Here is a 25,900-nt window from a genome sequence, read left to right on the forward strand (position 1 = left end):
GACGAGGGTGCAACGACGAGGTTTCGCCGTCGGCCACCTGCCCTCAGCGGGCAACTGACCATGAGACTCTTGTGAAGCCTCTTGCAAGCTGAAGCGGTTGGCCTAGTTTTCAGCCGAATATCGCGCCGTGATTGTTGCCGTAATCCCGCCTCGTGCATTGAAGTCTGCTGTGAGCGTCATTTGACGGGGTTGAATGACAGCAACAAGGTCATCGAGAATCCGGTTCGTAACGTTTTCATAGAAGATACCCTCATTGCGAAACTGTTGCAGGTACATCTTCAAACTTTTCAACTCGACGCACAACTGGTTAGGAATGTAGTTGAGCGTCAGCGTGCCGAAGTCAGGTTGGCCGGTTTTGGGGCATACGGATGTAAATTCGGGGCACACGATTTCAATTTGGTAGTCCCGTTGCGGGAATGTGTTGTTAAACGGTTCAAGCATCGATTTAAAATCGTCAGGCATTAGGTGCTCCAAGGGCTTTTTGTCGATCGGCGATTTGACGCGTGGAGTTGTTTGCTCCTTTGCGCCGCAAGTTCATTTTGTCATGATGGACAGGGTGGTGCCAAGGGGCCGGAAAAGCGAAACCAATGCGTGTAGCTGAGATTTACGAATCGATTCAAGGTGAGGGTGCTCTGACCGGCACTCGCAGTGTTTTTGTGCGCACCAGCGGTTGCAATTTACGCTGTGTTTATTGCGACACCCCTTATGCCTCCTGGAATCCCGAAGGGGAGGATCTTTCGGTCGACGAAATCGTGGAAGCGGTGGTTAAATGGGATGCGGTGCATGCGGTTCTGACGGGTGGTGAACCGATGCTCTTCGCGGAATTGGTGCCACTCTGTGAGCGACTTCGCGAGTTGGGGATGCACATTACCATCGAGACGGCCGGCACTCTCTATTTGCCGCTGGCTTGCGATTTGATGTCGATCAGTCCCAAGCTTTCAAATTCTACTCCTTCGGCAAAAGATTCGCCCCGTTGGCACCAACGCCACGAAGATTCCCGCCATGTTCCCAAGACCATTCGTCAATTAGTTGACGAATACTCCTATCAATTTAAGTTCGTTGTTGGGAGTCCCGCGGACCTCGATGAGGTGCTTACGTATCTTGGGTTGTTTCCCCATATTGATCGATCCCGTGTCATGCTGATGCCGGAGGGCTGCGATCAGCAGCGCCTGCTCGAATTGCAACGCTGGCTTGAGCCTGATTGTCGGCAACACGGATTTCGTTTCTGCCCTCGTCGACATATCGAATGGTTTGGGGCTTTGCGAGGGACCTAGATTGACCGGCGATCGCGGTGGGATCTCGCCTGAATTCATCGGGAAATGATCGTTTGGCGGCTTGGTTGACTTCGATCTTTGCGGGTTGACTTTCGGCAGGTTATGCTGATGGCTGAGAGTGCGGGCCGCGCTCTCCTATTCGCGATGTGGCCTTGTTTGTATCCGGCCACATTCGATTGACCTGTGTGGTTCGTGACCGGACCTTGTACAGAAACCTATTCGTTGACATCCATCAGCATTTGAGAGCCTACGATGTTGGAGTTTCACGCTCAAGGAAAAGCCTACACCTGTTCTGGAACGACTCGGAGAGATTTCTTGCGAGTCGGATCATTAAGTGCCATTGGCTTGTCACTTCCTCAATACTTGCAAGCTCGGGAGCAAGGAGCCGTCGATCCGAAGGGCGATGATCGATCATGTATCATGATCTTCAATCTGGGCGCTCCGAGCCAGCTCGATACGTTCGATATGAAGCCCGATGCGCCGGCTGAAATACGAGGGCCGTTCAAGCCAATTCGGACCGTGTCGCCGGAGATTGAGATTTCAGAAATCTTTCCGCAACATGCCAAAGTGGCTGATCATTTTTCATTGGTGCGCAGCTGCTATCACACTTCGGCTGCCGTGCACGACGCCGGTTGGCAAATGATGCAAACGGGTCGCCAGTTTAGTGGTGGAGTTGAAACGCCCCATCCCGGAGCAGTCGTCAGTTATTTGCGTGGACGCAAGACGGACCTACCTCCATTTGTTGTGTTACCCGAACTCATGGGACGCGGCGGAGGAAATCTTCCAAATGGCCAAGCCGGTGGCTTTCTGGGGAAATCCCATGATCCATTTGCGTTGATGGCAGATCCTTCCCAGCCCAAGTTCAAGGTGCCCGATCTCTTGCCGCCCTCAGAAATCGGAACGGTTCGACTGGAACGTCGCCGTCGCATGCGCGAGATCGTTGATCAAACGGTCGAGCACTTCGAGCAAAGTGAAGATGCTCGTTTACTGGACTCGAATTTTCAGGCCGCCTATCGTTTGATGACTAGCACGCAAGCTCGAGAAGCATTCGATCTCTCCAAAGAATCGAAAAAGGTGCGGGAACGTTACGGTCAAAATCGCTTTGGTCAATGTTGTTTGCTTGCTCGCAGACTGGTCGAGGCTGGGGTTCGTTTTGTGACCATCAATACGTTTCTGACCGTTTTCGATGAGATCACTTGGGATATCCATGGCTCGAAACCCTTCACATCGATCGAAGGGATGCGTGACATTGTCGCACCAATGTACGATCAAGCGTACAGTGCGTTGCTCGAAGATCTCGTTGATCGAGGTATGTTGGACAGCACGATGGTGGCTTGCTTAGCCGAGTTTGGGCGCACGCCGAAAGTTAATCCGGCTGGAGGTCGAGATCATTGGCCACAATGTTTTACGGTCAGTTTTGCAGGTGGAGGCGTTCAAGGAGGTCGTGTGGTCGGTGCCAGCGATCCGATTGGTGGAGTGCCTGCCGATCGTCCCACCCAACCTGCTGAAGTCGTTGCCACGATCTTTCGTGGGCTAGGTCTGAACACCGACGGACACCTTCCGGGACCTTCCGGGCGTCCGTTTCCTCTCGTTGATATTGGCAATGAGCCCATTAAGGAGCTGTTTTCGTGATGAACCCATGCGGAACCCGCTGTAATTTGACTCTCAGTCTGCTTGTGGTTCTTCTGCTGACGACTTGCCTTCGTGCTGAAATCAAAATCTTTCCCGACAACGCGATTGTCTTATCCGGACATGATTCGGTGCAGCGCGTGCTCGCCGAGCAAATTCAGGACGGGCAATCGGTCGGAGATGTGACAGAACAGGTCGTTTGGAAGGTGAGTGATTTAGGCATTGCGCGGATCGAAGGCGGACAGCTTTTTCCTGTGGCTGACGGCCTTACGACGCTTACCGCCACGGGGGAACTGGGGAAAGCGACTGTCGAGGTGAGCGTGATCGGTGCGACCCAGAAGACGGATTGGGAGTTTTCCCGTCATCTGCTGCCCGTTTTGTCCCGAGCTGGCTGCAATACGGGGGCCTGCCATGGGGCGCTTGCCGGCAAGGGAGGTTTCCGATTGTCGTTGCGAGGTTACCACCCAGACGGCGACTATCATGCCATCACGCAAGCGGCTCGTGGACGCCGGATCGAACTCTCGGACCCCGGACGAAGTTTGTTAGTGGCAAAACCTTCCGGAATGATTCGCCATCAGGGCGGAATGCGACTTCCCCCAGAATCTCGTGACTATCGTGTGCTGGTCGAATGGGTCACCAATGGTGCATCGGGGCCATCGAAGAATGATTCCAAACTCAGCACGATTCATATTCAGCCCGAGTTAATACGGCTGCAACCGGGGGACCGACAACGTTTGATTGTCACGGCAGAATATGAGGATGGTTTGCGGGAAGACGTGACGGATTGGGCCATGTTCTCCTCTTCTGATCAAACCGTGGCTCGAGTTGACTCCGAGGGCATCGTTGAAATTATTGGCAATGGCGATGGGGCAATTGTCGTTTGGTTTTCCAGCCAGCTTGCTTTGACGCGTCTTTCTTCGCCATTTCCCAACCAGATTTCCGATGATCGATATGCGGCAACGCCTCGCCGAAACTTTATTGATGACTTAGTGCTCGAAAAACTCAAGGAACTGAATCTGCTACCCTCGCCTCGATCAACGAATTCCGAGTTTCTCAGGCGGGTCTATCTTGACACGATTGGAACACTGCCAACAAGCGATGAGGTTCAGCTGTTTCTTGAAAATGAACGTGCTGATAAGCGAGATCGCGTGATTGATGACTTGTTAGCCCGTTCCGAATATGTTGACTATTGGAGTCATCGTTGGTCGGATCTGCTGTTGGTCAACGGTCGTCGATTGAGACCGAAAGCCGTCCGCGCGTATTACGCCTGGATTCGCGATCACGTCGCGAATAATTCTCCTTGGGATCAGATGGTTCGCGAGATTGTTACTGCCAAAGGGAGTAGCATTGAGAATGGGGCGACCAATTTTTATGCGTTGCATCAAGATCCGGAGAATATGACCGAAAACGTAAGCCAAGCGTTTTTGGGCCTCTCGATTGGATGTGCCAAGTGCCACAATCATCCGCTGGAAAAATGGACCAATGATCAATACTATGCGATGGCGAATTTTTTCTCGCGAGTCAAAGCGAAGGGGTGGGGAGGCGACGCTCGAAGCGGAGATGGGATTCGTACGCTGTTTGCTGCAAATCAGGGTGAGCTCATCCAGCCTTTGACCGGAATTGCCCAACGCCCGACTCCTTTGGACGGAAAGCCGTTGCCGCTGGCTGCGACTGGGGATCGACGGGACTTTTTAGCCGATTGGCTGACCTCCTCCAAAAACGACTATTTTCGTCGCGCGATCACTAATCGAGTTTGGGCCGCGCTGCTGGGGAAAGGACTCGTTGAGCCCGTCGACGATTTGCGTGTCTCCAATCCTGCTCGAAATGAACCACTGCTCGATCAGCTGAGTCAGTTCCTGGTCGAACGTGATTTCGATCTGAAAAGTTTGATTCGCGAGATCTTAATCTCCGAAACTTATCAACGATCCAGTCAGCCACTGCCCGGCAATCAGGACGATCGTCACTATTTCAGTCGCTATTATCCTAGACGACTTTCTGCCGAAGTATTGCTGGATGCGATTTCACAAGTCACTGAAGTGCCGACAAAGTTTACTCAGATCGGATACGACGGAAGTGATTTTCAAAATACTTCTGACTACCCTCTCGGCACCCGTGCCATCCAATTGCACGATTCGGCTGTCGTTTCTGAATTCCTGAAAAGTTTCGGTCGTAACGAACGAGATATTACCTGCGAGTGTGAACGGTCAGACACGCCCAGCTTGGTGCAGGTGTTGCACATCAGTAACGGTGTCACCATCAACGAACGTTTGCGGGAGCCAAACAGTTGCGTACAGAAATCGGTCGCTAATGAGTTGGACCTGGCGGAATTCATTCATCGTGCGTTTGTCAGTACCTTGTCTCGCCCGCCGACTCAACAAGAGGTCGAAGGGCTTTCGCAGATGATTCAAGAAACACCGGAAGATCAACGCATCACGGCATTCGAAGATCTGTATTGGAGCATCATGAGTACTCGAGAGTTTTTGTTCAATCACTAGGAAATGATTTGCAGATCGAACGTATCCCTCGCATCCATTCTTACATCAAAGGCATTCGCGCATGCGACTTCAAAATATTGTCAGGACCCTCGCATTGCTTTGGCTTTTGGCCTACGCTCGCTCGTTGATAGCAGCTGAGTCGCTCGAGTGGCACCAAGACATTATGCCGCTCATGAATCGGTATTGTACGGGGTGTCACAACGACGACGATCTAGAAGGTGACTTATCGCTCGAGTCCTACTCGACGTTGGTGCAACCCTCTGAAGAGGGTCCGCTAATACAACCCGGAAATGCTGCAGCCAGCCGATTGCTTGGGGTTGTTAACGGGACGATGGAACCGCGGATGCCGCCGGAGGATCAAACGCAACCGAGTCAACGTGAAATTGATTTGCTCAAACGGTGGATTGAGACAGGAGCGAAAATAGACGGATCCTTGGCGAATATAAGTCAACCGCCGCGGCGAGAATTGAATACACCTCAAATTGCTCCCAGCCTGACTCCGAAACCGATCACATCGATGGCTTTTTCGACTGACGGTCAGGTTTTGGCGGTTGCCCGGTTTCAAAATGTGGATTTGGTTACGGCCAACGATCATCGATTCATTCAGCAATTAAGTGATCATCCCGGCAAGGTCAACGATGTGCATTTTACCCGTGACGGTCGCTATTTGATCGCCGCTACGGGAATTGCCGGACTGTCCGGAGAAGCTCAAATCTGGGATGTTCGCACGGGGCAGAGGGTTCGTCGTTTGGCAGGGCATCGTGATGTGCTCTATGCGGCCGTTGCAACCAACGATGGCCAGCGGCTGGCGACAGCTGGCTACGATCGAACGGTGATCCTCTGGGATCTTCGTGATGGGGAAAAGCTGCGTGAGTTGAAAGGGCACAATGGTCCCGTCTATGACTTGGCCTTCTCACCCGATGGGCGTGTGTTAGCAACTGCCAGTGCCGACGCGACAGTCAAAATCTGGAATGTGGCTTCTGGCGAACGTTTGGATACGCTGAGCCAGCCACTCAAAGAGCAGAATTCGGTCGATATCAGTCCCGATGGTCGATTTGTGATCGCTGGGGGAGAAGATAATCGCATCCGACTCTGGCGGCTCCTTTCGGTCGAAAAGCCTCGAATCAATCCGTTGCTGATGGCGCGTTTTGCCCATGATAAAACGATTGAGCGAGTCCGTTTCACTGCCGATGGCAAGCAAGTGGTCAGTCTGGCGGGCGATCGGAAACTGAAGGTTTGGAATGCTACTGATTTGACTCAACAGCAGACAATTGATGCAGGCACCGGCTTTTCTCAGGCCTTTGCTCTGAGACAGGATCAACATCAAGTCGCCGTAGGAGGCATGGATGGCGGAATGCTCGTCAGCGATTTTCTAACTTCGAGACCAGCCGAAGATCGGCCCGGACAGAATGTGTCCACCGTTCTCTCGCAGGCAAACTCAAGCGAGGAAGTCAGAGAAGTTGCTGAGCAGGAAGCGAATGATCAGATTAGCAGCGCTCAGGCGGTGCAGGTTCCCTGCCGCATTCAGGGAACAATCTGGAGTCAAGCTGGGACTGCTGATGTTGATTTGTTTCGGTTTGTCGCGAAAAGTGGCGACCGATTGGTAATCGAAACGAAAGCTGCCCGCGATGACTCGCCGCTTGACACACGCATTGCGGTGTTGGATCAACGGGGAGAACCGATCCCCCGTGTCCAGATGCGAGCTGTTCGTGATTCCTATTTCACATTTCGTGGTAAAGATTCGACGCAAACGGGAGACTTTCGCTTACATAATTGGGAAGAAATGGAGCTCAATCAGTACCTCTATGCGTCTGGCGAAATCGTGAAGCTTTACCATTATCCACGGGGCCCTGACTCAGGCTTCAATGTCTACCCTAACTTTGGACGACGTCACACGTTCTTCGATACGACTTCAATTACCCATGCCTTGCATGAACCCTGTTACGTTGTCGAACCGTTTGCACCGAACGCCAAGCTGCCTCCCAACGGATTGCCGACCTTTATTATCAATTATGAAAATGATGACGAGAGCCGCGGACGCTTTGGGAAGGACTCGTATCTTCGTTTTGAGGCTCCCAGGAATGGCGAATACATCGTACGCGTCGAAGATGTACGGCGCCTACACGGCGCCGCATTTAAATATCAACTGTCCCTGCGACGCCCCATGCCCGACTTTACTGTTTCGGTTAGTGGTGCAAATCCAAGTGTTCCCAAGGGGGCCGGTCGTAAGTTTGGCGTGGAGTTGCAGAGGATCGATGGATTTGATGGTGAGGTTCATGTGGCTGTTGATCGTTTGCCGCCCGGTTTTTCGGTTGGTCAACCGATTGTGATTCAGGCGGGGCAACTCCGTGGTTGGGGTACGATCATGGCCTCGCCCGATGCGGAACTCAGTGATGTCGAGGTTGCCAAACAATCCCGTGTTACCGCGACTGCAATGATCAATGGAAAATCAGTAACCAAAGAAGTGGGCTCGCTTGGTGAGATCAAGCTTGAAGATTCACCGAAATTGTTTGTGCATTTTTCGGCGAAGGGTGAAGACGCTGAATTGCCGGTGATCGAGATTCAGGCAGGGACGACCACCACTGCTCACATTCGCATCGACCGAAAAGGGCATACCGGACGGGTTGGTTTTGGGGGGGAAGAGGCGGTGATGAACACGCCTCATGGTGTGTATGTCGATAATATTGGTTTGAATGGCGTACTCATTACCGAATCACAGTCAGAACGCACAATCTTCATTTCGGCCGAATCGTGGGTGGAAGATACGGAGCGGTTGGTATTTATCGAGGCGAATGCCGGGGGCCGACCCACCTCGCGACCCGTGCTGTTGCGCGTTCTTGCAAATCAAGATTCGCTCGCTACCGCAGCGAATAAATTAGGCGTCGTTCAAGAGTGAATCAATTTGTTGTACGGCAACGGTAAGGGAGTGAACCGCCATTTGGAAATTTGTGTGTTGCGAGATCTCAGGTTGTATTTCGCAGAATAATTCGGTTGCCGATTTTAGCTTTCGCAGCTTTTTTTTTGCCTGTCGCAGATAGGCCTCTGCGTCTCCACTGTTGAGTGGTCCCCCCAGGGCAAGCATGTAGTCATAGAGGGAACGATGAACCTCACAAAGCTCCTCGTCTTCCTCCGCCTCTTCGCTGTGTTTCAGGAACGCACGCACCATCCAGACATGGCTCAGGAGTGCATCGATCCGGTGCATCGTCTCTTCAGGGTTGTGCATTGGAATTCAAGACAGATTTTCTTCCGAGGAATTATCCACATGTTTCGAATCTGTTGAAGAACTTGTGGCCGAATGGGATCCTCCGGTCTCTTTCGTCGCAGGCGACTCTTTGGTTTTCGAGGCGGATGTTGATTCCTGGCTTGACTTGGCAGGAGGCGCATGATGCTTGTCTGCGGCCTGTCCTTTGGGAGCAAAAGCCAACACCATCGACGCGCCAATCGCGACCATAATGATCCCCGCTAAGAAGAATGGAAAACGGGCTCCCAGGTTCTTCCAAGAAGTTCCTTGAAAATACATCGACACCAAGACATTGATGATTGGGGCACCGCCAAAGACCAGTGGCATGACATAAATGGGTTTGCCGCCACTGGTTAATGCGAGGATGATGCCAAGAGCACCGAAGGCACCTGCTGTGCCAGCGAGCATGCTCATCGAAATGCCTGAGAAGCTCCAGTCACCGCCCAGTTTACCGCGGCTGCTGAGAATGATGACCGGAACGATGATGGCGACAATGAAGTAGGCTCCGCCGACGCAGATCAATGGCTTGAGCCGATCGTCGCCAAGCCCATGTCCGCCTTTGTGCAAGATGGGGCCATACGCACCCCAACAAAGGATCGTAAGAGCGATTCCAGGTAATGCGAAAACGATGTCTTTCATCGACAAATCTCCGTAAGCAAGGGGAAGTCGAGTAGTCTACCACGCAACTGCGATCCGCCCAACCGACCTAATTAGTGATCGAAATGGGACTTTTACTCGTCGCGAAGCGCTTCAAGTGTTGGTGTGGTGAGAACTCGGTAGATGGCCATGGCACCCGTGATCACTCCCACGATCAGCAACAAGCTTAAAATGCTGAATACCGTGAACCAAGGTGGTTTTGCCCCACCCGACCAAGCGTGTGGTACGACTGCGATGAGTGCTGCGACTAATCCCATTCCCAGACCGGCAAGCAGGAGCACTAGATGTTCGCCGAGGACAAGATGGGCCAGCTGATACTTGGAGAATCCGACTGCCTGCAATAGGGCCAGTTCGTGTCGGCGTTCAAAAACATTTCGTAACTGCACCGCGGCTAAGCCAAAAGTTCCCAGCAATAGCCCCAATCCTCCCAGGCTTTGAAAGGTAGAAAGATAGGTGTTTTGAACCGCAAGCAGCTCTTGTAGAAAATCAGTCGATTCGGTGGTTGTCCAACCTTGGTCGCTGAAAGTTTCTTCCAGTAAACGAGCCGATTCATCGGTTTGCGAAGGTAAGCAGTGGATGAGAAAGTAGCGATATCCGCTGATGTTGGGGAATACGTTGAGAAGATTGTCTTCGCTGACGATCAATGCTCCCTGCAGGATTGTGTTAGATAACAAGCCGACGACTTCGAAGGTTACAGTCCCCGCTGCGCCATAATCGATTTCAAATCGTTCACCGATGCCTCCGTAAAGATGCAGGCTGTACATCGCAGTGTTTTTGTCCAAGACAACGGGAATCGCGGATTCGAGATGCTGGTCAAGCAAAAGCCAGGGATTGGCCTTCGTTGTCGGATCGTTGCCAGCGCTGGCAGCCCATCCGAATGCGGTTTTTTCTGGATTGTTGAAATGCTCGATGAAATTTGGCGGGCAGCCGATGACGCGCGGACGCTGAGATTGATACAGATTGCGACAACTCGCATCGTCGCCTCCCTGAAGGCGGAAGGAAAAAAACGTGGAGTTGTTTAGTGGCCCGGCCGCTGAGCCCATTACATCAACCCGCACCGTTGGATCGTTGAGGTTTTCAAAGATCGGCAGATCCGTTTGCGCAAATAACTGAAATCCACCTGTTCCTTCCGTGGTGGGACTCAGCCGAAAAGCACTGATGGCCACGATCAGAAAGCATGCCGCAGCCATCAAGCCAATGGTGAGCGTGCTGCGGCGGGGGTTGCGAGCGAGGTTTTTTAGGGCAAGCCGCCAGATGTTGAGCTTCTCTGGTTGGTCCTTCCCCCCAACAGCGAGTTGTTTCAGACGTTGCGATGTCCAAGTGAAGGCTGCGATCAACGCAATCGCACCGCTACCGAAGAAAGCCCCCGCTTGCGCTTCGCCCGCGAGGCGGGTCGCCAGGATCGCCAGCACGAGGGCAAGTAACAACAGGACTGGAGGCAGGTAGAACCATTGACGGCGAACGGCAATCGTTACGTCTGCGGTGACTCGTCCGCTGAGCAGGCGCCGCACAGAAAGTTGCCGCAATCCCCGCAAGGTGGCAATTAACGTTAGGAGCGATGCTGCAACTCCCCCCAACAAACCCAGTATGAGGCTCCAGGGATTGATCACCAATTCCAAGAACGGCGTGACGATTGCCTCGACCCACCAGGTCTTGAGACCGATCAGCATCAGATTGGCATAAGCGATACCGAGGAGACTACCGATCAGGGCGCCCCCCACGCTAAGGCCAAATCCTTCATAGAGAAACAAGCGGGTCATTTGTTTGCGCGTTAAGCCTACGGCCAGCAGCAGGCCGGCATTTCGACCTCGTTGTTCAACGGCAAGGCGAGACAACAGCGCCACGAGCATGATGGCAGAGGCGATGATGAAAAAACTGAATCCAAGAAAAAGTAAACTAAAAGGAGTAGTTCCCGATGAAGCCTGAAGGCCATCTGATTTGACATGTAACAAATGAAAACCGAATTGCTCAAGTTGAGCGTTGATCACTTGGCTCACTCGCTGGCGAATTTGTTCTTCGTTGACCGTATTATCGATCGGTAATCGAAAAGAAGTGGTCTGCCCGAACCGACTACGCCACAAATCTTGGCCGGTAGCGAAGCTAATAAATGCTTTCGGGGTCGTTCGATAGTTGTCCCAGTAATCCTCGTCTTTGGGGTTTCGGATCCGACGGTAGTCGAATGGGAAAGGAGGGTCCCACTCATCGATTGATGCTTGATCCGTGATGCCGGGAACACTGGGAGTTAGGTCTGGGTCTGTGGCTGCTGACGGTGGACTTACGTATCGCGCGGAGGTATCGTCCGTATAGGGTAGCAAGGGGGGCGTGAGTGGCACGATCTCTCGCAAGCGAAACGCTCTCGTTGTCTCACGGGTTTCGCCATGTGTTGTTTCTGGATCGAAAAAAGAAATCTGAATTTCATCCCCAGGTTGGACATCAAGGTCATTAGCCGCCCAGGAGTTCAGTACAATTTCGTCATTTTGGAGAGGCGCGATTGGTTCGCCCTGTTTGTCGATCAGTGGGCCGAGTTGCGCGGTCGAATCGACGGCGGTGATGGTGGAGTAGGGAATCACCTGATCGGAGTCGGCTTGGCCAGTTTGGGCAATCGAATTGGCCAGATAAGTCATCACCGGCTGCACGTCGAACTCACCCAGCGCTTGTAGGATTGCATCGTGGACCTTATCCGAGAATACCATTCGGTCGGTCGAGAGGCTGTAATAGCGGTAGGCGATTTCCGGGGAGTTGCGTCCCTCATTCCAATATTGACGTTCGACACGTTTCAGAATCAGCCCCGCATCGTCTAGCGTTGGACGAATTGCCTCCTTCAGTCGGGCGACGCTGGCTGGATCAGGAGCAAGGTCAAGCCGTTTGCCCGCGAATAGAATCGCGTTGATCTTGTGCGGACGATCCAAGGCTGTCTGGAGCGTCTCCAGTGGCAAGAATGCGTTGAATGGGGTCGCTTGATTCGCTTGGAGTGAAAATCGCCCTAGTCCTTCTGCAGGAACAATCGCGACTACCTTGAGTTCTGCCAGACTCCGTGTTAAGTCAGAGGTGTCGGCCAGTGTGCTATCGGCCGCAATCGCTTTATCCTGGGCGAGTCGTAAGATGAGTGTGTCGCCAAGTTTGGCCTGAAGACGATCGGCGAGTGGCTGGTTTAAAACGATTTCTCGCCCACTGGGGATTCGGGTAGGCTTTGTCTGGATATCTCCCAAATTCCAAAACGTCTCTGTGCTGCCGATCACCGTGATGTTTGTGGCCCGAAAGCTTTGATCGGTTGTGGGATGTTCTGCACTCGCTTGGCTGAATAGTATGGCTCCCTGTGCCGACTCAAAACCCGCCAATGCCTGCGGATCGGACTGAATTCTTTGCACAAGTTCGGCGGCAAAGAAATGGTCTGCGATCAGGATTTCATCGATCTTGCCAAGACGTTCGATTGTCAATCGCTGGAGGCTTCCACGGACTGAGTCCCCAACAATCAATGCGCCGGTCAGGACCGCGGTGCCTGTAATGATCCCCAGCATTACTGCCAAGCTGACTTGCCAGTGATGTAGCAAGCTCTTGAGAGCGTACTGACGACCGTCGAATTTGTGGGGTGTATCCATGCGCTGATCGTTGCGGATGCAATTTTGTTTATTTGATTTGCCCGCAGTCCAACTCGTAGCACTTTTGTAGTCGTGCGGCGAGCGTTGAACTGTGCGTGACGACAATCATCATCGTGTTGTGTTGTTTGTCCTGTTGTAAATCCAACAGTAAGTCGCTTACGGCGTCAGCCGTTGAGCGGTCCAGATTGCCAGTTGGTTCATCGGCGAGAAGTAGCATGGGTTGGTGAATCAATGCTCGAGCAATGGCCACTCGTTGTCGTTCGCCGCCAGAAAGTTCGCTTGGGCGGTGACTTAAACGGTCAGATAAGCCCACTCGGTCGAGCAACTCTTTGGCTCGATTGATTTCTGTCGCGGTCGATTTGCCCTGCGCAAGCGTCGGCACTAGTACGTTTTCAAAAGCGGAAAGCTGTGGCAGCAAGTGGTGATCCTGGAAAATAAAGCCCACCCGCTGATTCCGGAAATCTGCCAGTTCTTGGTCGCCCAGCGTGAAGGCATTTTGCTCTTGAAGACGGACTTGGCCGGAGCTGGGACGTTCCAAGGCGCCGACGATATATAACAAAGTGCTTTTGCCCGAACCACTAGGGCCAACGATTGCGAGGTTCTCACCCAGAGACATTTCAAACGAAATATCATTGAGGATCCCTAGGGATTTGCCTCGAGTTTCGTACGACTTTGAAAGATGTTCAATGACGAGGTCAGGCATGGCGACAACAAGGGAAATTGGGGGAGTGATGAGAGCAACAACGCATGTGCTCATAGGTTATCAGGTCAGTTCTTGCTTTGGCTACCAGTTTGTGTCTTAACCGAGTTCGCTTTGCAGCAGCGCTAGACCAGCCAGCCCGTAAAACGTGTATTCAACATCGCAGGCTTCGTCCCATTCGGCGCCGTGGAAACCGCCCGCTGTCCGTTCCATTCCCGCGAAGTAATCCAAGGCCGCCTGGCAATCAATGGCGTCCTTGGCGGCTAAGTCGATCAAGGTCAATACACCCGTGAAAGTGCTGAGCGTATCTGCGATCGGAATGCGCGAATTAGCGCGAATTCCTCCCGTCTCGACCTGCATGTCACTGAGGAAATCGATCGTGTCTTCCGAGGTTTCAGCTTCCAATGCACCCAGCATTCGCAAGGTTCCTATTGCTGCGGCCGTCGGGTTCGTTCCCGCCCGCTTACTGACACGAATCTCGCGAAACCCACCTCCGTCGGCTGCTTGAGAGAGGATGAATTTCACAATTCGTTCGGGTTCAGCAGCTGGACGCGTAATCAGCTCGCGGCAAAGTAGCACGAGAAAGGTGTGGTAGGTACTACTGGCCTTGCCTTCCGCCCCTTTTGCATATCCGCCGTCGTCGCACCGTAATTTTTCTAGTTCTTCGGCGACTGCATCGGCCCAGTTCGGTGCAGCAGCGGCGAAGATGTCTTGGCCCGTGGCCGCGGCGATCAAATTCGCGCCGTAAATCAGCGAAAAAAAATCGACGATCGATTCCTGGCCAGACATCCTCGTTCGGAGGAAGTTCGCAGCTCGATCAGCAATTTCTCCGTCAAGCAGTCCAAGGATTGCCATGCTTCTGAGGCCAAAGCCCGTGTAGTACAGATCGCTATCACCTTCTCGCCCCGCGAATCCGCCGTCATCCCGCTGCGATTCGGTCAAGAAATGGGCATGCCTGGCTCGTACTTCTGTCGGCAATTGCGCCGTGGCGAGAGCAAGCCGAACAGTCAGGGATTCAAGGTAAGAAAGCATGATGACAAGCGGCTACGTAGCGAGCCCCTCGAGCTTGTCACGAACTTTCGTCGGAATCTCGGTAGAGGACCAATGGCCGTCCTCTTGACGACAGCAAACGGTTGTGATCTGGCCGCTCGCAATTTTACGGTCGTTACATAGAAATTGAAAATCGTAGGTGACACTGCGTTTACCGAGTTTCGTTACCGTCACCTCGATATCGATGAGCTCCTCAAACCGAACCGGATTGCGATAGTCGCATGACGCAGAAATACGTGGCCAGCTGACTGCATTCTCTTCGTGCTTTGGCATCACACTCATTTCAATGCTGCGGAGTGCAGCATGCTCGGCTTGTTCCATCCAAACAAAGAAGACGGAAAAGTGAGCAATTCCAGCCGCATCCGTGTCGCGAAATTCGACGCGTCGACTTGTTCTAAATGCATTGCCCATCGTGATCTCGGGGGAGTACCTGGCATCAATCGATCTGTTTGCACCCATACTCTGCGCAAGAATAATGGCTCACCCCGTGCAGGACGAGCCATTCTTTTGTGTCCGATTGGAGCTAGGAGTCAGTCGCCAACGTAAGGCAAGAGCCCCATGAAACGCGCCCGTTTGATGGCCCGCGTTACTGCTCGCTGACTTACTGCTGAGCAACCCGTTTTGCGCCGAACGACGATCCGACCGTGTCGATTGACCAATTTCTTGAGCAGATCAACGTCCTTATAGTCGACGAACATCGGACGGGGCCGTTTGCCATCGACGAAAATCGGATCCTTCTTCTTTGCTTTCGTTCGGGCGCGCGCCTTTCGTCGCGAGCGAACCGGTCGTTTCTTAAAGGCCATGTAGGTTTTGTCCTGACAATCTATCCGCGGGTTAATGAGCGATTAACTGCAATCCCGAAATTATATCCGTTTGGCAAGGGTACGCAAGTGCAGGCGGCAAACGGTTCTGGCGCTGGAAACTTCTAGGTGAAGCTGCGGTGAAGCTGCGGTGAAGCTCCACTGTCGTTAAGCAGGCCGGGTGCCAGCGAGGCCGGGTGCCAGCGAGGCCGGGTTCAGTTTTCGTATTTTAAGCCGCCTACGCCGCTCTCCTGGAGGGATCGGGCTCTGGCAGCAGGATCGGGTTCTGGCAGCAGAATCGGGTTCTCTGAATTAACCAAAGTGCCTGGCCAGAGTTTCTTTACTCGGCGGCGGGGTGATGAGCGAAACGACAATCATCGTGATCAACGAGCAAATGAAGATCAGCACAACTGGCATGACCTCATAAATCGCCCATTCCATTCCGGTTAAGTTGTTCATCCAAGTGAGGTCGAGTCGGAGGGCATAGGTGCGATCGGCGCCGAATTGGGCGTCTCGGAATAAATAGAGCCAGCAGCCAATCGCCGCCAGGATACTGGCGCAGGCGCCCCAAGCGGTCAGCCGTTTCCAGTACAAGGCGGCAACCACCAGCGGGAATAGGCTGGCGAATCCACTAAAGCACCAAACGCCCATAGCAAAGACACTCTTGTATCCCATCAGACTCAGCAGGTAAGTTACGATGACGACAAGTACGATGAAGGTTCTTGCTAGCCAAATCGATTGTCGGTCGCTGAACTTTTCGTGCCCAATGTAATGCCCGACGATGTCATTGCTGAAAATCGATCCCAAGCACAAGAATTGGCTGTCTAGCGATGACATGATGGCGGCTAGGATTCCTGCCGTCAAAAGTCCTGATAGAACGGGACCGGTTTGGGACTTCACGAGAAATGGCAAGACGGCATTGGCGGTAACGGTGGGAGGAAGTTTGATGGTGGTGGCCCAAATACCAATCAGCACGCAGGGTACCCAGACAATCATGATGAAAAGTGGATGGCAAATGACCGGCACTTTAAATGATTTCGCATTCTTGGCTGTCAACCAATGTTGAAATAGATGCGGAAACATGCCTACCGACAGGGGCACGAGTAGATAGGTGAAGAATTTTGTTTTCGACATGTGAATGCGCGTCACTTTATCAAGTTCGACGCGGGAGGTCACCGTTCGTAGGTTCTCCAGAAAGTCGTCTTGCTTTCCGAGTGTTTTGGCGATGATCACAAAAGTGACCAAGCCCAATACCATGAAGACCAGGGTCTGAAACGCATTGGCCCAAGCGGTGCCACGCATGCCGCCGAAGAAGACATAGCAGAGGACGACAGCACAGATCGCGAATGATCCGAGCCAGGGGGGAATGCCTCCGTGGCGGGCAGGGCTGGGATCGCCAAAAGCCTCGAAATTTGGAAAGGCACCGGCGGTCATGGTTTGGACAACGGTTCCGCCTGCCATGACGCCAATGAGTAAATAGGGAATGACAAGTCCGACCAAGATTGGAAACAATAAGATGCCGATAAAGTCGGAATCCAATCGGTCGCGGAAGTATTCAATCTGGGTGGTATAGCCATACTTACGTCCCAGGGACCAGAGCTTGATACCGATCAGAAAGAAGCAAAGCGAATGAATGATACCGCTGGAGGAGGCAAGCATTCCGTAGACGCCAATGCCTTCCTTGAAAGCTTCCCCGGATGAACCGACCAATGCGAAGGCGGTCATCGTTGTGCCAAACAAAGACATTAGCAATAAGAAAGGGCCGATCGAGTGGCTGGCTAGAAGGTAATCCTTCTTGGTGCCGCGAAACATTCGACTCGCCATCAAGCCCAACAGTAGCAGCGAGGCAAGGTAGATACAAATGATTACCAGTTGGGTCAGTCCGTCTTTCATTCCGCCTCTCCATCAGTTGAGGGTTCTTCGACGTACTCCAAGTGGGATGGCCACGCATAAATCGTGGCTAAATACCAGACCATCACGGCGCAGATTGAAATACCCGCGTGCCACAACAGCCCAATGGGAATGAAACCGAAAACCAAGGTGGCATCGGTCCAGAACCAATTGTCTTGGTGAACTAAAAGTAGGACGACAACAAGAGCCCAGATGATGTATTTCATCGCTTTACGACCCGTGAATTCATTTGAGTGTCCGTTGAGTGGGAATCCGTCGGCAAGGGGGGTAGTCTACTTGATCGCGTGTTCCCAGGCCAGTCAAGCAAAGCTTGCAAGTTGACATTGAGACATTTGACCCACTGCTTGGGTTCCCCTCAGCACGGTGATACGATTTCTAGTAGTTCGACGCCCGGTTCACCATTGCAGTAGATTAATGCCGTACGGCCGTAGGTCAACGTTGACGGAGTCACGTCAAACTGGTTGGCAAGGTCGGCTCCACATTGGATTTGATAGAGCTGGCAAAGTTCCACGACACGTAGCACATTGTTTTGAATCAACACGCGACCCAGCGGGATCGACTCCGATACAATTTCTTCGCGGACCTTGGTTTTCAGGCAACTGAGATGAAGTCGAACAATGCCGAATTGCACGATCTTCTGGTCGGATTGGCGTGAGAGAAGGATTTTGCGGCAGTAGGTTCTTTGCTCGCGTTTAACGGAGAGAACTTGGACATCTACTTCACTCTGATGATGAGCCTCAACCGTTACTGTCATGTGTTCGTTGTGGTCGAGCAGTCGGCGGTAAGGTTGAGGCAATTCATGGCCGGCAATTCGCGTGGACAAACCGAAATGATCGGGATTGTCATAGAAAAGCTGGACGAGTGATTGCAGGTCAGGAGGGGGCGGTGCGTGGGAGCTCAACGGTCAAACCAGATGCTGCGGTGGCGGAGCTGTCGGCGGGCTACGAAGCGGCCTGGGTGAGATTGGTGATGGTGGGGAGGATGGCTGCCGGCTGTTGGGCTTCCCGTTCCAGTACGGTATCGATCAAGTAATAGAGGAGCCGACGCATTTCTTCGGGCTTGATTTCGTCTGCAATTGCCTCGGCACGATCTTGGTGCTTGTCAACGAGTTTTTGAGCCTTTTCGAAAACCTTCGCTTCTTCATAAAGCTTGCGGACGCGAGCCAGCTTTTCAGAGGCTGGCATGTCGGCTGGCATGTCGGCTGGCATGTCACAGTCTTTTTCGGCAAGCGATAGCAGTTCTTGGCGACCCTCAGGCGACTGTCCCTCGAGCGCCAGGGCCCACAACAAGGTCGGTCGGCCGTGGAGTGTGTCGCCACCTGCCTCCAGCTTGTTGTTTTGGTCGCCTTCCCAGTCTTTTAGGTCGTTGAGAATCTGGAAGGCCACTCCCAGATTACGCGCGAATAGTTTCAGGGGTTGACGGTAATCGTCTAAGGAAACGGCCAGACGCACGCCTGTGAAAAAGGCAGCCTCAAAAGCAGGTGCCGTCTTTAACGCGTAAATTCGAAGTGCGTCCAGCGGTGTGAGTTCTTTATTCTTGGAGTCCCGCCAAGCCAGTTCGGCGCCTTGGCCTTCCGCCAGCTTGAGGTGGGCTTGAGCTAGGCAATCCAGGATTTCAACGGTGACATCTGGCCCTAGCTCGCCCGCTTCACGACTCACCAATCGATAGCCCATGCCAATCAGGTAGTCGCCTGCGTTAATTGCGGTGGGGATTCCGTATTGACGATGCATTGTTTCTTCGCCGTAGCGGAATTTGTCATCGTCTTCGATGTCATCGTGGACGAGTGAAGCTTTGTGAAATGTTTCGATCGACATTGCGGCACGCTTAACGGCGTCGAGCTTTTCTTTTGCCAAGTGCTGGGCTCCATCCGCCTGTGTGCCGTGGCCCCCGGTCAACGCATCATGAATTGCCAAGCTGATGAAGGGTCTGGCGTGCTTGCCGCCTTTCGAGAGAAAGTCGTAGGACAAAGCTTCAGTGGCAGCGATTGGGTCGAGTGCATCCAGGCCATCTACCTGGTTCAGTCGAGGCCCCGGCCGTAAACGGGGGGCTAATCGTTCCAGTTCGTCGTCGTTGAACATCGAGGTCGCAGCCCGCATCAAGTGAACATAGCTGCGAGTCGGTTGTAGCGACCGCTGAGGCTGGATGTTAATCATCTCCGTCACCCAATCCTCGTCCACCGACGTGTTTCTGCAGTCGCTGGAAAGGAGCGGAATCGCCATGCACGGGATGCCTGCAAGGAGTATTTTGTCAATTGCTTTTTCAAGAACGTTCAAGCATGCCACACCGACGATTGCGTCAACATAGCCACTGACAATAATCTTGAGTACGACGGGAGAGCCCTCCGCGACCAGTACTCGATAGCCCATTTCCTCGGCAAGTGTGCGGAAGTCGGCGATGCTGCAGGCACCACATGTTTTACAATCAAGGCCGAAATCGTCGTAGTCGGCCGGACAGCCTTCCGCGTGCTTCAGACAGTGTGGCAGCAGGAACAGGCGTCGCTCTGGAGGAATGTGGGCCACTTGCTCTTCCCAAAAAACGGACGAAAGTACAACCATCGTCCAGCCCAAATAGCCTTCACCCAGCTTTTGTTTGTCGAGCAGTTCCCGAGCTATCTGCTCCATGTTGTCTTTGGTCAGGGGAACCGATTTGTCGATTTTCGCGACAATGTCGCGGCATTGTTGACGCAAGTCGTCACGCAACTCACGCGACTCAGGCACCAACTTTAAATGGGCCGTCTTGCGACGCCGTGATTTTTTCTTGCGTTCGCCATCAGGTTGTGTTGAGTTTACTCGAGGTGCCGGTGCCGTAGCCAAGTTGCCGCCCTTCGCTTAGTGAGTGAGTTGAGCTGGAGTGAGTTTTCGGTCGGCGGGTGGAATCATCTGTCGCACGGCGGAACCGAGTGTTGAAACCAGAAAAATCAACGGGTACAAGTCTTCATAATACCAAAGCTTGGCGAAGTAAAAACCGATTGGGCTGGGTTGTCGATGGCGATTCGCGTTAACTTCTTCTAACAGCCAAGCAATGCCGGTTTCTACGGATTTTTTTACTCGCTCGTCGCGATGCATCTCAGGCAGCAATGCTTCTACCGCCAGAGCTGTTTCTTCGATACTACTCAACAGCTGAGATTCACCCGAATCCAGGTCCCGTAAGCCACCTCCCCAGCCTCCGTCAAGATTTTGTAAATTTAACAGGCCAATACGTCCTTTTTGGGCCAATGGGTGATCCGACTTACCCAGATCTGTGAAGCCCCGCAACACCTTGGCGGTTCCATAAATCGGGTTTTCGTCATTGGTGCGATCTTGGTTGCCAAACCAAAGCGGCGTCCAGGTCCCATCTGGCAGCTGTTTACGCCCCAAAAATCGCAGGCCGCGTTGGACGGCCTGGTTCCATTCGGACGGCTCGATGAGATGGTGCCACGCTTGCAGGGCTCGCAAGGCGTGCGCTGTTAGATCGCTTCCGCTACGGTCGAATGGCAGCTTCCCCCAACCCCGGCAGAAGGTCGGCCAGCCTCCATCTCGATTTTGTAGATCCAGCAGCCATTGGATGCCAGCCCTGGCTGCCGAAATAATTTTCTGTTTTTTTTCATCGGTGGTTGTGTCCAAGTCGACGACTTTCCGAAGAGCCAAGAGCGCGCCCGGTGTGTCATCCGAATCTGGGACCGCACCGCTCAGGTCCGACCAGCCCCAGCCTCCCGGGGCTGCGCCGGTGAATGGATGAGGTGACAAGTGCTGGCAACTCAGCAACCAGTCGATACACGTATCAAGCTTTTCCTCGGCGAAGTCTTGCATTCCAAGCGCATTGAGTGCCAGGGAAGTGTTCCAGGTCGACAGGTTGGTGTCGATCGGCCAGGAGCCGTCTTCACGAGCTGAGGCCAATAAAAACTCGACGCCTTTTTCAACCACGGGATGTTGAACTTTGCCTGCTGCTGCCAAGCTCATCACCACGAAGCTGGTTAATGGAATTGCTTCCAAATAGCCCCCGCTTTCGGGTTGCATTCGTTCCAGCACTTCTAGGCTCGGCTGCAAGGCCAGGTTGCGGGTGATGCGCGAAATAGGATTCCAGGGAGGGCGGTGATGGAAGCGGACCTGACCAATCGCCACGAGTGCCGGAATCGCGTAGCTGACGACGGGCAGTTGTAGGAACCGATACATGCTCTGTGGCAAGGCGGCCAGTTCAAAGGGGAGAGGTGAAACCTTGCCCCAAGACACCGTGCCCGCTAACGCACAGTTTGTCAGGATCGGTACCGCAAAGGTTTTGTCCCTGCCGTATCGTTTTTTGAGTCCTTTGATTCCGCCTTGAGCTTCCATGTATTGCTCGGCTCGATCAAGCAACCCATTCGTCTCTGCCGGAACTCCTGTCAAACGAAACGCCGCATGGGCCAGCATGCTCGTGGCAATATTGGAATGACTGAGGTCTGTGTCTCCCCAACCTCCGTCGCTATTCTGTTGCTGCGACAGCCAGCGAAGACCCCGTACGATCGATTCGCTGAGCGGGCCATCGGTCGGGTCGGCCGAGTCTTGTTCCCATCTTCGTTGCCGCTGCACAATCGACAGAGCGCTGATTGCCGTTGCGGTTGCCAACGCAGAGGATGCGAGTCGGCCCACCCAATGGGGGCCACTCCGCTCCGCAAGCAGTTCGCGGCGCAGTTGACGATTCGCTTCAAGCAGTCGGATTCGGTCGATCATAAAATGAACGCGGATCGAAGGCCAAAGTTTCAAGTGTGAGGGCGAGCTTTAATCGAGTTTTGCGCGGTTGTGGAAGGTGACGTTCATCACTGCTGAAAGGTTTCGTCTTTCTCCTGAACACAACCGCATCGCCCAACGGGTGCAAACTCTTAAGCCGATAAAATATTCAGGCGGTGGGAGGGAGTTAACCGTAGCAGTTTAAATGGCCCAAACGCGGCTGTCGAGATCTGAGTCGGCGGTTCCTGCCGAATCCCCCGCTCTGTGATATAATACGTTGCCGCAATTCAATGGCGGCTCGCGATGTTACCCCTGACGACAGACCGGTGAGTCTAGCGGTCAGGTAAATTAGCCGATTTTTGATGCTGTAACGTGTGGTCAAATATGTATTTAAGCTTGACAAAACGGTTGCTGTTCGAGACCGATAAACGTTTGCTCTGGAAACTAACGTGGAATATGGGCTTCAAGGGGATGAGGTCCGTACAAAAACATAAACGGCGGCTGAAACGGGGGCAATTTTTTCCCCCGTTCATCTACATTTCGATTATCAACAGTTGCAACTTGCGTTGTCAGGGCTGTTGGGTCGATGTGGCAGCCCCGCAACACAAGATCGAATTGGATGATTTGGATCGGTTGGTGACAGAGTCCAAGGCAATGGGGAATTCATTTTTTGGCATCTTGGGGGGAGAGCCGTTCATGCACCCGGAGATGTTGGAACTCTTCGAACGTCATCCGGATTGCTACTTCCAGGTGTTCACAAACGGGCACTTTATTTCTGAGGAAGTTGCGAAGCGCCTGCGACGTGTGGGAAACGTTACACCGCTGATTAGTGTTGAGGGAAACGAAATCGTCAGTGATGAGAGGCGAGGCCGTTTGAATGTGTTGAGCCAGACCATGCAAGGTTTGCAGCACTGTCTTGAAAACAAAGTAATGACCGGGGTCTGCACGAGTCTTTGCCAAACCAATTATGATCTGCTTACCGAAAAATGGGTTGATCGGCTGATCGAGATGGGAGTGATGTACACCTGGTTTCATATCTATCGACCGGTGGGACCCGATGCGGCCCCCGAGTTGTGCTTGACACCCGCTCAACAGGCCAAGGCACGGCAGTTCGTTGTCGATATGCGTGCCAAGAAGCCGATCATCATCATTGACGCCTACTACGATGGCGAAGGTCAAGCCTTGTGTCCTGCCGCAACTGGCTTCACGCATCACATCAGCCCTTGGGGTGATATCGAGCCATGTCCCGTGATCCAACTCGCAACGGAATCCATACACGAAAAGAGACCCTTACGTGAGACGTTCAACGAATCGGATTTCTTGCGAGACTTTCGGCAGACGGCTGCGGAGGCAACCCGAGGCTGCATCGTCCTAGAACGCCCGGACTTGTTAGAGGCTTTGGCGGAAAGACACGGAGCACGCGATACGACGGCCCGACAGACGGGGTTTGCCGAGCTTGGTGAAATGGAAACACGACCATCGCAATACGATCCTTCCTGTGAAATTCCGGAAAAGAGTTGGGCCTATCGCTTAGCAAAGCGATTCTGGTTTAACGATTATGGAGCTTACACGAAGCATTTTCGACGCGAAGATTGGAAGCCGACGCGTCCCGACATGGACGCCAGCGACGTTTAGCCAGCGACGTTTAGCCAGCGACGTTTAAGGAGCGGATTTTCTAAGGAATTGCCGATTCTGCAATGGGAAGCTTTGCCCAACTGTGACAGCGACCTTAATTTTTGGCCGTCGTTGTCCGATATAACCCAACGACGGTAAACTTTTCGTAATTGTCATCGCCGCCGCATTTGCCGCTAGCAGCGGCCTCTCACCAACAGCCCTGTGCGCTAGTTTTCCATGTCGAGTTTTCTGCGAGTTGTTCGATTGAGTTTGCGCTACCGTTTCACGGTGGTCGGGACCATTGTTTGCGCGCTGGCAGTGGGAGTCCTCTGGGGGGGGAACATCGGTGCTGTTTTCCCGTTCGTCGAAGTGGTTTTTCGCGGTCAGTCGCTGCAGGAATGGGTGGATGGTGAGGTTGAGAAGGCGGAGCAGAAAATCGAGCGAATGGATGCTCAGATTGCGGGAGTTGCCGGTGAACCTGAGCTTGATTCGAATCAGCGAAAGCGATTGGTTGCTCGCAGGCGGGCCGAGGTGGCCGCTTTGGAGGCGTATCGGCGTGCGCAGCCTTATATTTATCGCTATCTTCCCGAGCAACCGTTCACAACTTTGTTGCTTGTTATGATGCTCCTTTTTATTGGTACGTTGATAAAAGATGTCTTTCTTGCGTCGAGTACCGTGCTGACCGAACGCTTAGCTCAAGCGGGAACGATTCAGCTTCGCAAGCAATTGTTTAATCAGACTTTGCGGACGGAGTTACAGAGTTTTCAAAATAGGGATTCCAGTCAATTATTGAGTCGACTGACCTATGACCTGGAGCAAGTGACAATTGGTTTACGTATGCTATTTGGCCGCTCTATTCGCGAACCGCTGAAGATGCTGGCGTGTTTGATTGGTGCGGCCTTCATCTGCTGGCGGTTACTGTTGCTTTCGATGTTTTTGGCTCCACTGGCCGCTCTTTTGATTTCACTCCTGAACCGTGCGTTAAAACGAGCGAATGCCCGCGCGTTGGACGAAATGTCACAGATTTATTCCGTGCTTGGAGAAACCTTGCGGGGAATGAAAATTGTGAAGGCATACACGATGGAGAGAATTGAACGTCGGCGATTTGATGTGGTCTCGCGGCGATTCTTTCAGCGCGCCATGCGAGTGGCGATTTTTGACGCGATGGTACGTCCCACGATCGAAATGATGGGAATTGGAATCATTTGCGTGGCAATTCTCGGCGGTGCCTATTTGGTGTTAAATCAAGAGACTCATCTTCTGGGCCTTAAAATCAGCGAACGGCCGCTATCGATCAGTGCTGTAATGCTGTTTTTTGGTTTGCTGACGGGGGTCAGCGATCCGGCTCGAAAACTGTCGGGCGTGATTGGTAAGTTGCAACGCGCGGCAGCGGCGGCAGATCGTGTGTTTGAACTGATTGACCGCAGTTCGGAGTTACCTCGTGCTTCGCGACCCGTGGATACCGTGAAGCATCAACGAGAACTGCGGTTTGAGAACGTCAAGTTTGCTTACCGAGATGGTCCGCTGGTCTTGGACGAGGTCAGTTTGCGCGTGCAAGCAGGTGAGACGATTGCGTTTGTAGGGCCCAATGGGTGCGGCAAAAGTACGCTCGCTAATCTTGTGCTGCGTTTCTTCGATCCCGACTCTGGAGCTGTTTCTATTGATGGGGTGGATCTTCGGCAGATGCGATTGCGAGACTTACGGTCTCAGGTCGGACTCGTGACGCAAGAAGCTGTTCTGTTTAATGATACGGTGGAAGCAAATATTCGCCTGGGTCACCCGAATGCGAGTCGGGAGCAGGTCGTTCGGGCAGCTCAACAGGCACATGCTCACGATTTTATTGAGAATCAACTCGCCGATGGCTACCAAACGGTGGTTGGCGAAGGGGCGAGCCGCCTTTCGGGTGGACAGAAGCAACGTATCTCGCTAGCTCGCGCCATCTTGAGGGACCCCAAGATTCTGATTCTCGATGAGGCGACAAGCCAAGTAGATGTCGATAGCGAGCGGCAAATTCACGCCGCCCTGGCCGCGTTTATGCAGGGACGAACCTCTCTGATTATCACGCATCGGACGGGGATTCTGGAACTCGCGGACCGGATTATTGTGATGGAAGGTGGTCGGATTACCGACGACGGAACGTTGCCCGAGTTGATGGCTCGCAGTTCCGCTTTTCATCGTCTCTCGACGGATCATCGGGCCAAGAGTGCCTGATCGAATGTTGGACGAAAGCGAACTGCGCGGCCCTCTT

At 53.1% G+C, this 25,900-nt stretch carries 19 protein-coding genes; 6 read left to right on the forward strand and 13 right to left on the reverse strand.

Translation table 11 applies throughout. The features are described from left to right. Window positions 1-102 precede the first annotated feature (102 nt). Window positions 103-462: a preQ(1) synthase gene (gene queF, locus P8N76_25130; protein ID MDG2384979.1), complete on the reverse strand. Its 360-nt coding sequence runs from the start codon at window positions 460-462 to the stop codon at window positions 103-105. Window positions 463-587: 125 nt separating this feature from the next. Between queF and P8N76_25135 the strand changes: the two genes are divergently transcribed. The 4 genes from P8N76_25135 (at window position 588) to P8N76_25150 (ending at window position 8,294) form a co-directional block, all read left to right on the forward strand. Then, window positions 588-1,274 (forward strand): 7-carboxy-7-deazaguanine synthase QueE, encoded by a 687-nt coding sequence (locus P8N76_25135; protein MDG2384980.1) that lies wholly within the window; start codon window positions 588-590, stop codon window positions 1,272-1,274. Between the two features lie 252 nt (window positions 1,275-1,526). Then, window positions 1,527-2,906: a DUF1501 domain-containing protein gene (locus P8N76_25140; GenBank protein MDG2384981.1), complete on the forward strand. Its 1,380-nt coding sequence runs from the start codon at window positions 1,527-1,529 to the stop codon at window positions 2,904-2,906. Beyond that, on the forward strand, window positions 2,906-5,398 hold the full coding sequence (locus tag P8N76_25145; GenBank protein MDG2384982.1) for a DUF1549 and DUF1553 domain-containing protein: 2,493 nt from the start codon (window positions 2,906-2,908) through the stop codon (window positions 5,396-5,398). The genes P8N76_25140 and P8N76_25145 overlap by 1 nt, the downstream gene beginning before the upstream one ends. Window positions 5,399-5,459: 61 nt before the next feature. Next, window positions 5,460-8,294 carry a hypothetical protein gene (locus P8N76_25150; GenBank protein MDG2384983.1) on the forward strand — a complete coding sequence of 945 codons (2,835 nt, stop codon included), beginning with the start codon at window positions 5,460-5,462 and terminating at the stop codon, window positions 8,292-8,294. Here the strand turns inward: P8N76_25150 and P8N76_25155 are convergent. From P8N76_25155 to P8N76_25210, 12 genes are all read right to left on the reverse strand, one after another. Continuing rightward, the gene (locus P8N76_25155; GenBank protein MDG2384984.1) at window positions 8,274-8,621 is read right to left on the reverse strand and encodes an amidohydrolase; all 348 of its coding nucleotides are present in this window, start codon (window positions 8,619-8,621) and stop codon (window positions 8,274-8,276) included. The two genes, P8N76_25150 and P8N76_25155, sit on opposite strands and share 21 nt — an antisense overlap. Before the next feature lie 6 nt (window positions 8,622-8,627). Continuing rightward, window positions 8,628-9,278, reverse strand: coding sequence for a hypothetical protein (locus P8N76_25160; protein ID MDG2384985.1), 651 nt, complete (start codon window positions 9,276-9,278; stop codon window positions 8,628-8,630). Between the two features lie 92 nt (window positions 9,279-9,370). After that, window positions 9,371-12,895 carry an ABC transporter permease gene (locus P8N76_25165; GenBank protein MDG2384986.1) on the reverse strand — a complete coding sequence of 1,175 codons (3,525 nt, stop codon included), beginning with the start codon at window positions 12,893-12,895 and terminating at the stop codon, window positions 9,371-9,373. 28 nt (window positions 12,896-12,923) lie between these two features. After that, the gene (locus P8N76_25170; protein MDG2384987.1) at window positions 12,924-13,598 is read right to left on the reverse strand and encodes an ABC transporter ATP-binding protein; all 675 of its coding nucleotides are present in this window, start codon (window positions 13,596-13,598) and stop codon (window positions 12,924-12,926) included. 96 nt (window positions 13,599-13,694) lie between these two features. Beyond that, window positions 13,695-14,627 (reverse strand): terpene cyclase/mutase family protein, encoded by a 933-nt coding sequence (locus P8N76_25175; protein MDG2384988.1) that lies wholly within the window; start codon window positions 14,625-14,627, stop codon window positions 13,695-13,697. A gap of 12 nt (window positions 14,628-14,639) precedes the next feature. Further along, a complete protein-coding gene (locus P8N76_25180) occupies window positions 14,640-15,056 on the reverse strand; it encodes a thioesterase family protein (protein MDG2384989.1) in 417 nt (138 codons plus the stop codon). Between the two features lie 119 nt (window positions 15,057-15,175). After that, window positions 15,176-15,448: a 30S ribosomal protein S18 gene (gene rpsR / locus P8N76_25185; protein MDG2384990.1), complete on the reverse strand. Its 273-nt coding sequence runs from the start codon at window positions 15,446-15,448 to the stop codon at window positions 15,176-15,178. Window positions 15,449-15,757: 309 nt separating this feature from the next. Further along, window positions 15,758-17,338: a sodium:solute symporter family protein gene (locus P8N76_25190; protein MDG2384991.1), complete on the reverse strand. Its 1,581-nt coding sequence runs from the start codon at window positions 17,336-17,338 to the stop codon at window positions 15,758-15,760. After that, a complete protein-coding gene (locus P8N76_25195) occupies window positions 17,335-17,562 on the reverse strand; it encodes a DUF3311 domain-containing protein (GenBank protein ID MDG2384992.1) in 228 nt (75 codons plus the stop codon). Before P8N76_25195 ends, P8N76_25190 begins: the two co-directional genes overlap by 4 nt. Before the next feature lie 149 nt (window positions 17,563-17,711). Then, the gene (locus P8N76_25200) at window positions 17,712-18,257 is read right to left on the reverse strand and encodes a hypothetical protein (protein MDG2384993.1); all 546 of its coding nucleotides are present in this window, start codon (window positions 18,255-18,257) and stop codon (window positions 17,712-17,714) included. Between the two features lie 40 nt (window positions 18,258-18,297). Next, window positions 18,298-20,073: a polyprenyl synthetase family protein gene (locus P8N76_25205; GenBank protein ID MDG2384994.1), complete on the reverse strand. Its 1,776-nt coding sequence runs from the start codon at window positions 20,071-20,073 to the stop codon at window positions 18,298-18,300. A gap of 111 nt (window positions 20,074-20,184) precedes the next feature. After that, window positions 20,185-22,041, reverse strand: coding sequence for a prenyltransferase/squalene oxidase repeat-containing protein (locus P8N76_25210; protein MDG2384995.1), 1,857 nt, complete (start codon window positions 22,039-22,041; stop codon window positions 20,185-20,187). 381 nt (window positions 22,042-22,422) lie between these two features. Between P8N76_25210 and P8N76_25215 the strand changes: the two genes are divergently transcribed. Together P8N76_25215 and P8N76_25220 are read left to right on the forward strand one after the other, a co-directional pair. Next, the gene (locus P8N76_25215) at window positions 22,423-23,673 is read left to right on the forward strand and encodes a radical SAM/SPASM domain-containing protein (GenBank protein ID MDG2384996.1); all 1,251 of its coding nucleotides are present in this window, start codon (window positions 22,423-22,425) and stop codon (window positions 23,671-23,673) included. A gap of 243 nt (window positions 23,674-23,916) precedes the next feature. Beyond that, window positions 23,917-25,863, forward strand: coding sequence for an ABC transporter ATP-binding protein (locus P8N76_25220; GenBank protein ID MDG2384997.1), 1,947 nt, complete (start codon window positions 23,917-23,919; stop codon window positions 25,861-25,863). Window positions 25,864-25,900: the final 37 nt, after the last annotated feature.

It is taken from the genome of Pirellulaceae bacterium, from assembly GCA_029243025.1.
Classification (GTDB): domain Bacteria; phylum Planctomycetota; class Planctomycetia; order Pirellulales; family Pirellulaceae.

What these genes read in the sequence shown, in the direction of transcription:
- queF (MDG2384979.1), bottom strand. Translation starts at nt 462, where the DNA reads ATGCCTGACGATTTTAAATCGATGCTTGAACCGTTTAACAACACATTC.
- P8N76_25135 (MDG2384980.1), top strand. Translation starts at nt 588, where the DNA reads ATGCGTGTAGCTGAGATTTACGAATCGATTCAAGGTGAGGGTGCTCTG.
- P8N76_25140 (MDG2384981.1), top strand. Translation starts at nt 1,527, where the DNA reads ATGTTGGAGTTTCACGCTCAAGGAAAAGCCTACACCTGTTCTGGAACG.
- P8N76_25145 (MDG2384982.1), top strand. Translation starts at nt 2,906, where the DNA reads ATGAACCCATGCGGAACCCGCTGTAATTTGACTCTCAGTCTGCTTGTG.
- P8N76_25150 (MDG2384983.1), top strand. Translation starts at nt 5,460, where the DNA reads ATGCGACTTCAAAATATTGTCAGGACCCTCGCATTGCTTTGGCTTTTG.
- P8N76_25155 (MDG2384984.1), bottom strand. Translation starts at nt 8,621, where the DNA reads ATGCACAACCCTGAAGAGACGATGCACCGGATCGATGCACTCCTGAGC.
- P8N76_25160 (MDG2384985.1), bottom strand. Translation starts at nt 9,278, where the DNA reads ATGAAAGACATCGTTTTCGCATTACCTGGAATCGCTCTTACGATCCTT.
- P8N76_25165 (MDG2384986.1), bottom strand. Translation starts at nt 12,895, where the DNA reads ATGGATACACCCCACAAATTCGACGGTCGTCAGTACGCTCTCAAGAGC.
- P8N76_25170 (MDG2384987.1), bottom strand. Translation starts at nt 13,598, where the DNA reads ATGCCTGACCTCGTCATTGAACATCTTTCAAAGTCGTACGAAACTCGA.
- P8N76_25175 (MDG2384988.1), bottom strand. Translation starts at nt 14,627, where the DNA reads ATGCTTTCTTACCTTGAATCCCTGACTGTTCGGCTTGCTCTCGCCACG.
- P8N76_25180 (MDG2384989.1), bottom strand. Translation starts at nt 15,056, where the DNA reads ATGGGCAATGCATTTAGAACAAGTCGACGCGTCGAATTTCGCGACACG.
- rpsR (MDG2384990.1), bottom strand. Translation starts at nt 15,448, where the DNA reads ATGGCCTTTAAGAAACGACCGGTTCGCTCGCGACGAAAGGCGCGCGCC.
- P8N76_25190 (MDG2384991.1), bottom strand. Translation starts at nt 17,338, where the DNA reads ATGAAAGACGGACTGACCCAACTGGTAATCATTTGTATCTACCTTGCC.
- P8N76_25195 (MDG2384992.1), bottom strand. Translation starts at nt 17,562, where the DNA reads ATGAAATACATCATCTGGGCTCTTGTTGTCGTCCTACTTTTAGTTCAC.
- P8N76_25210 (MDG2384995.1), bottom strand. Translation starts at nt 22,041, where the DNA reads ATGATCGACCGAATCCGACTGCTTGAAGCGAATCGTCAACTGCGCCGC.
- P8N76_25215 (MDG2384996.1), top strand. Translation starts at nt 22,423, where the DNA reads ATGTATTTAAGCTTGACAAAACGGTTGCTGTTCGAGACCGATAAACGT.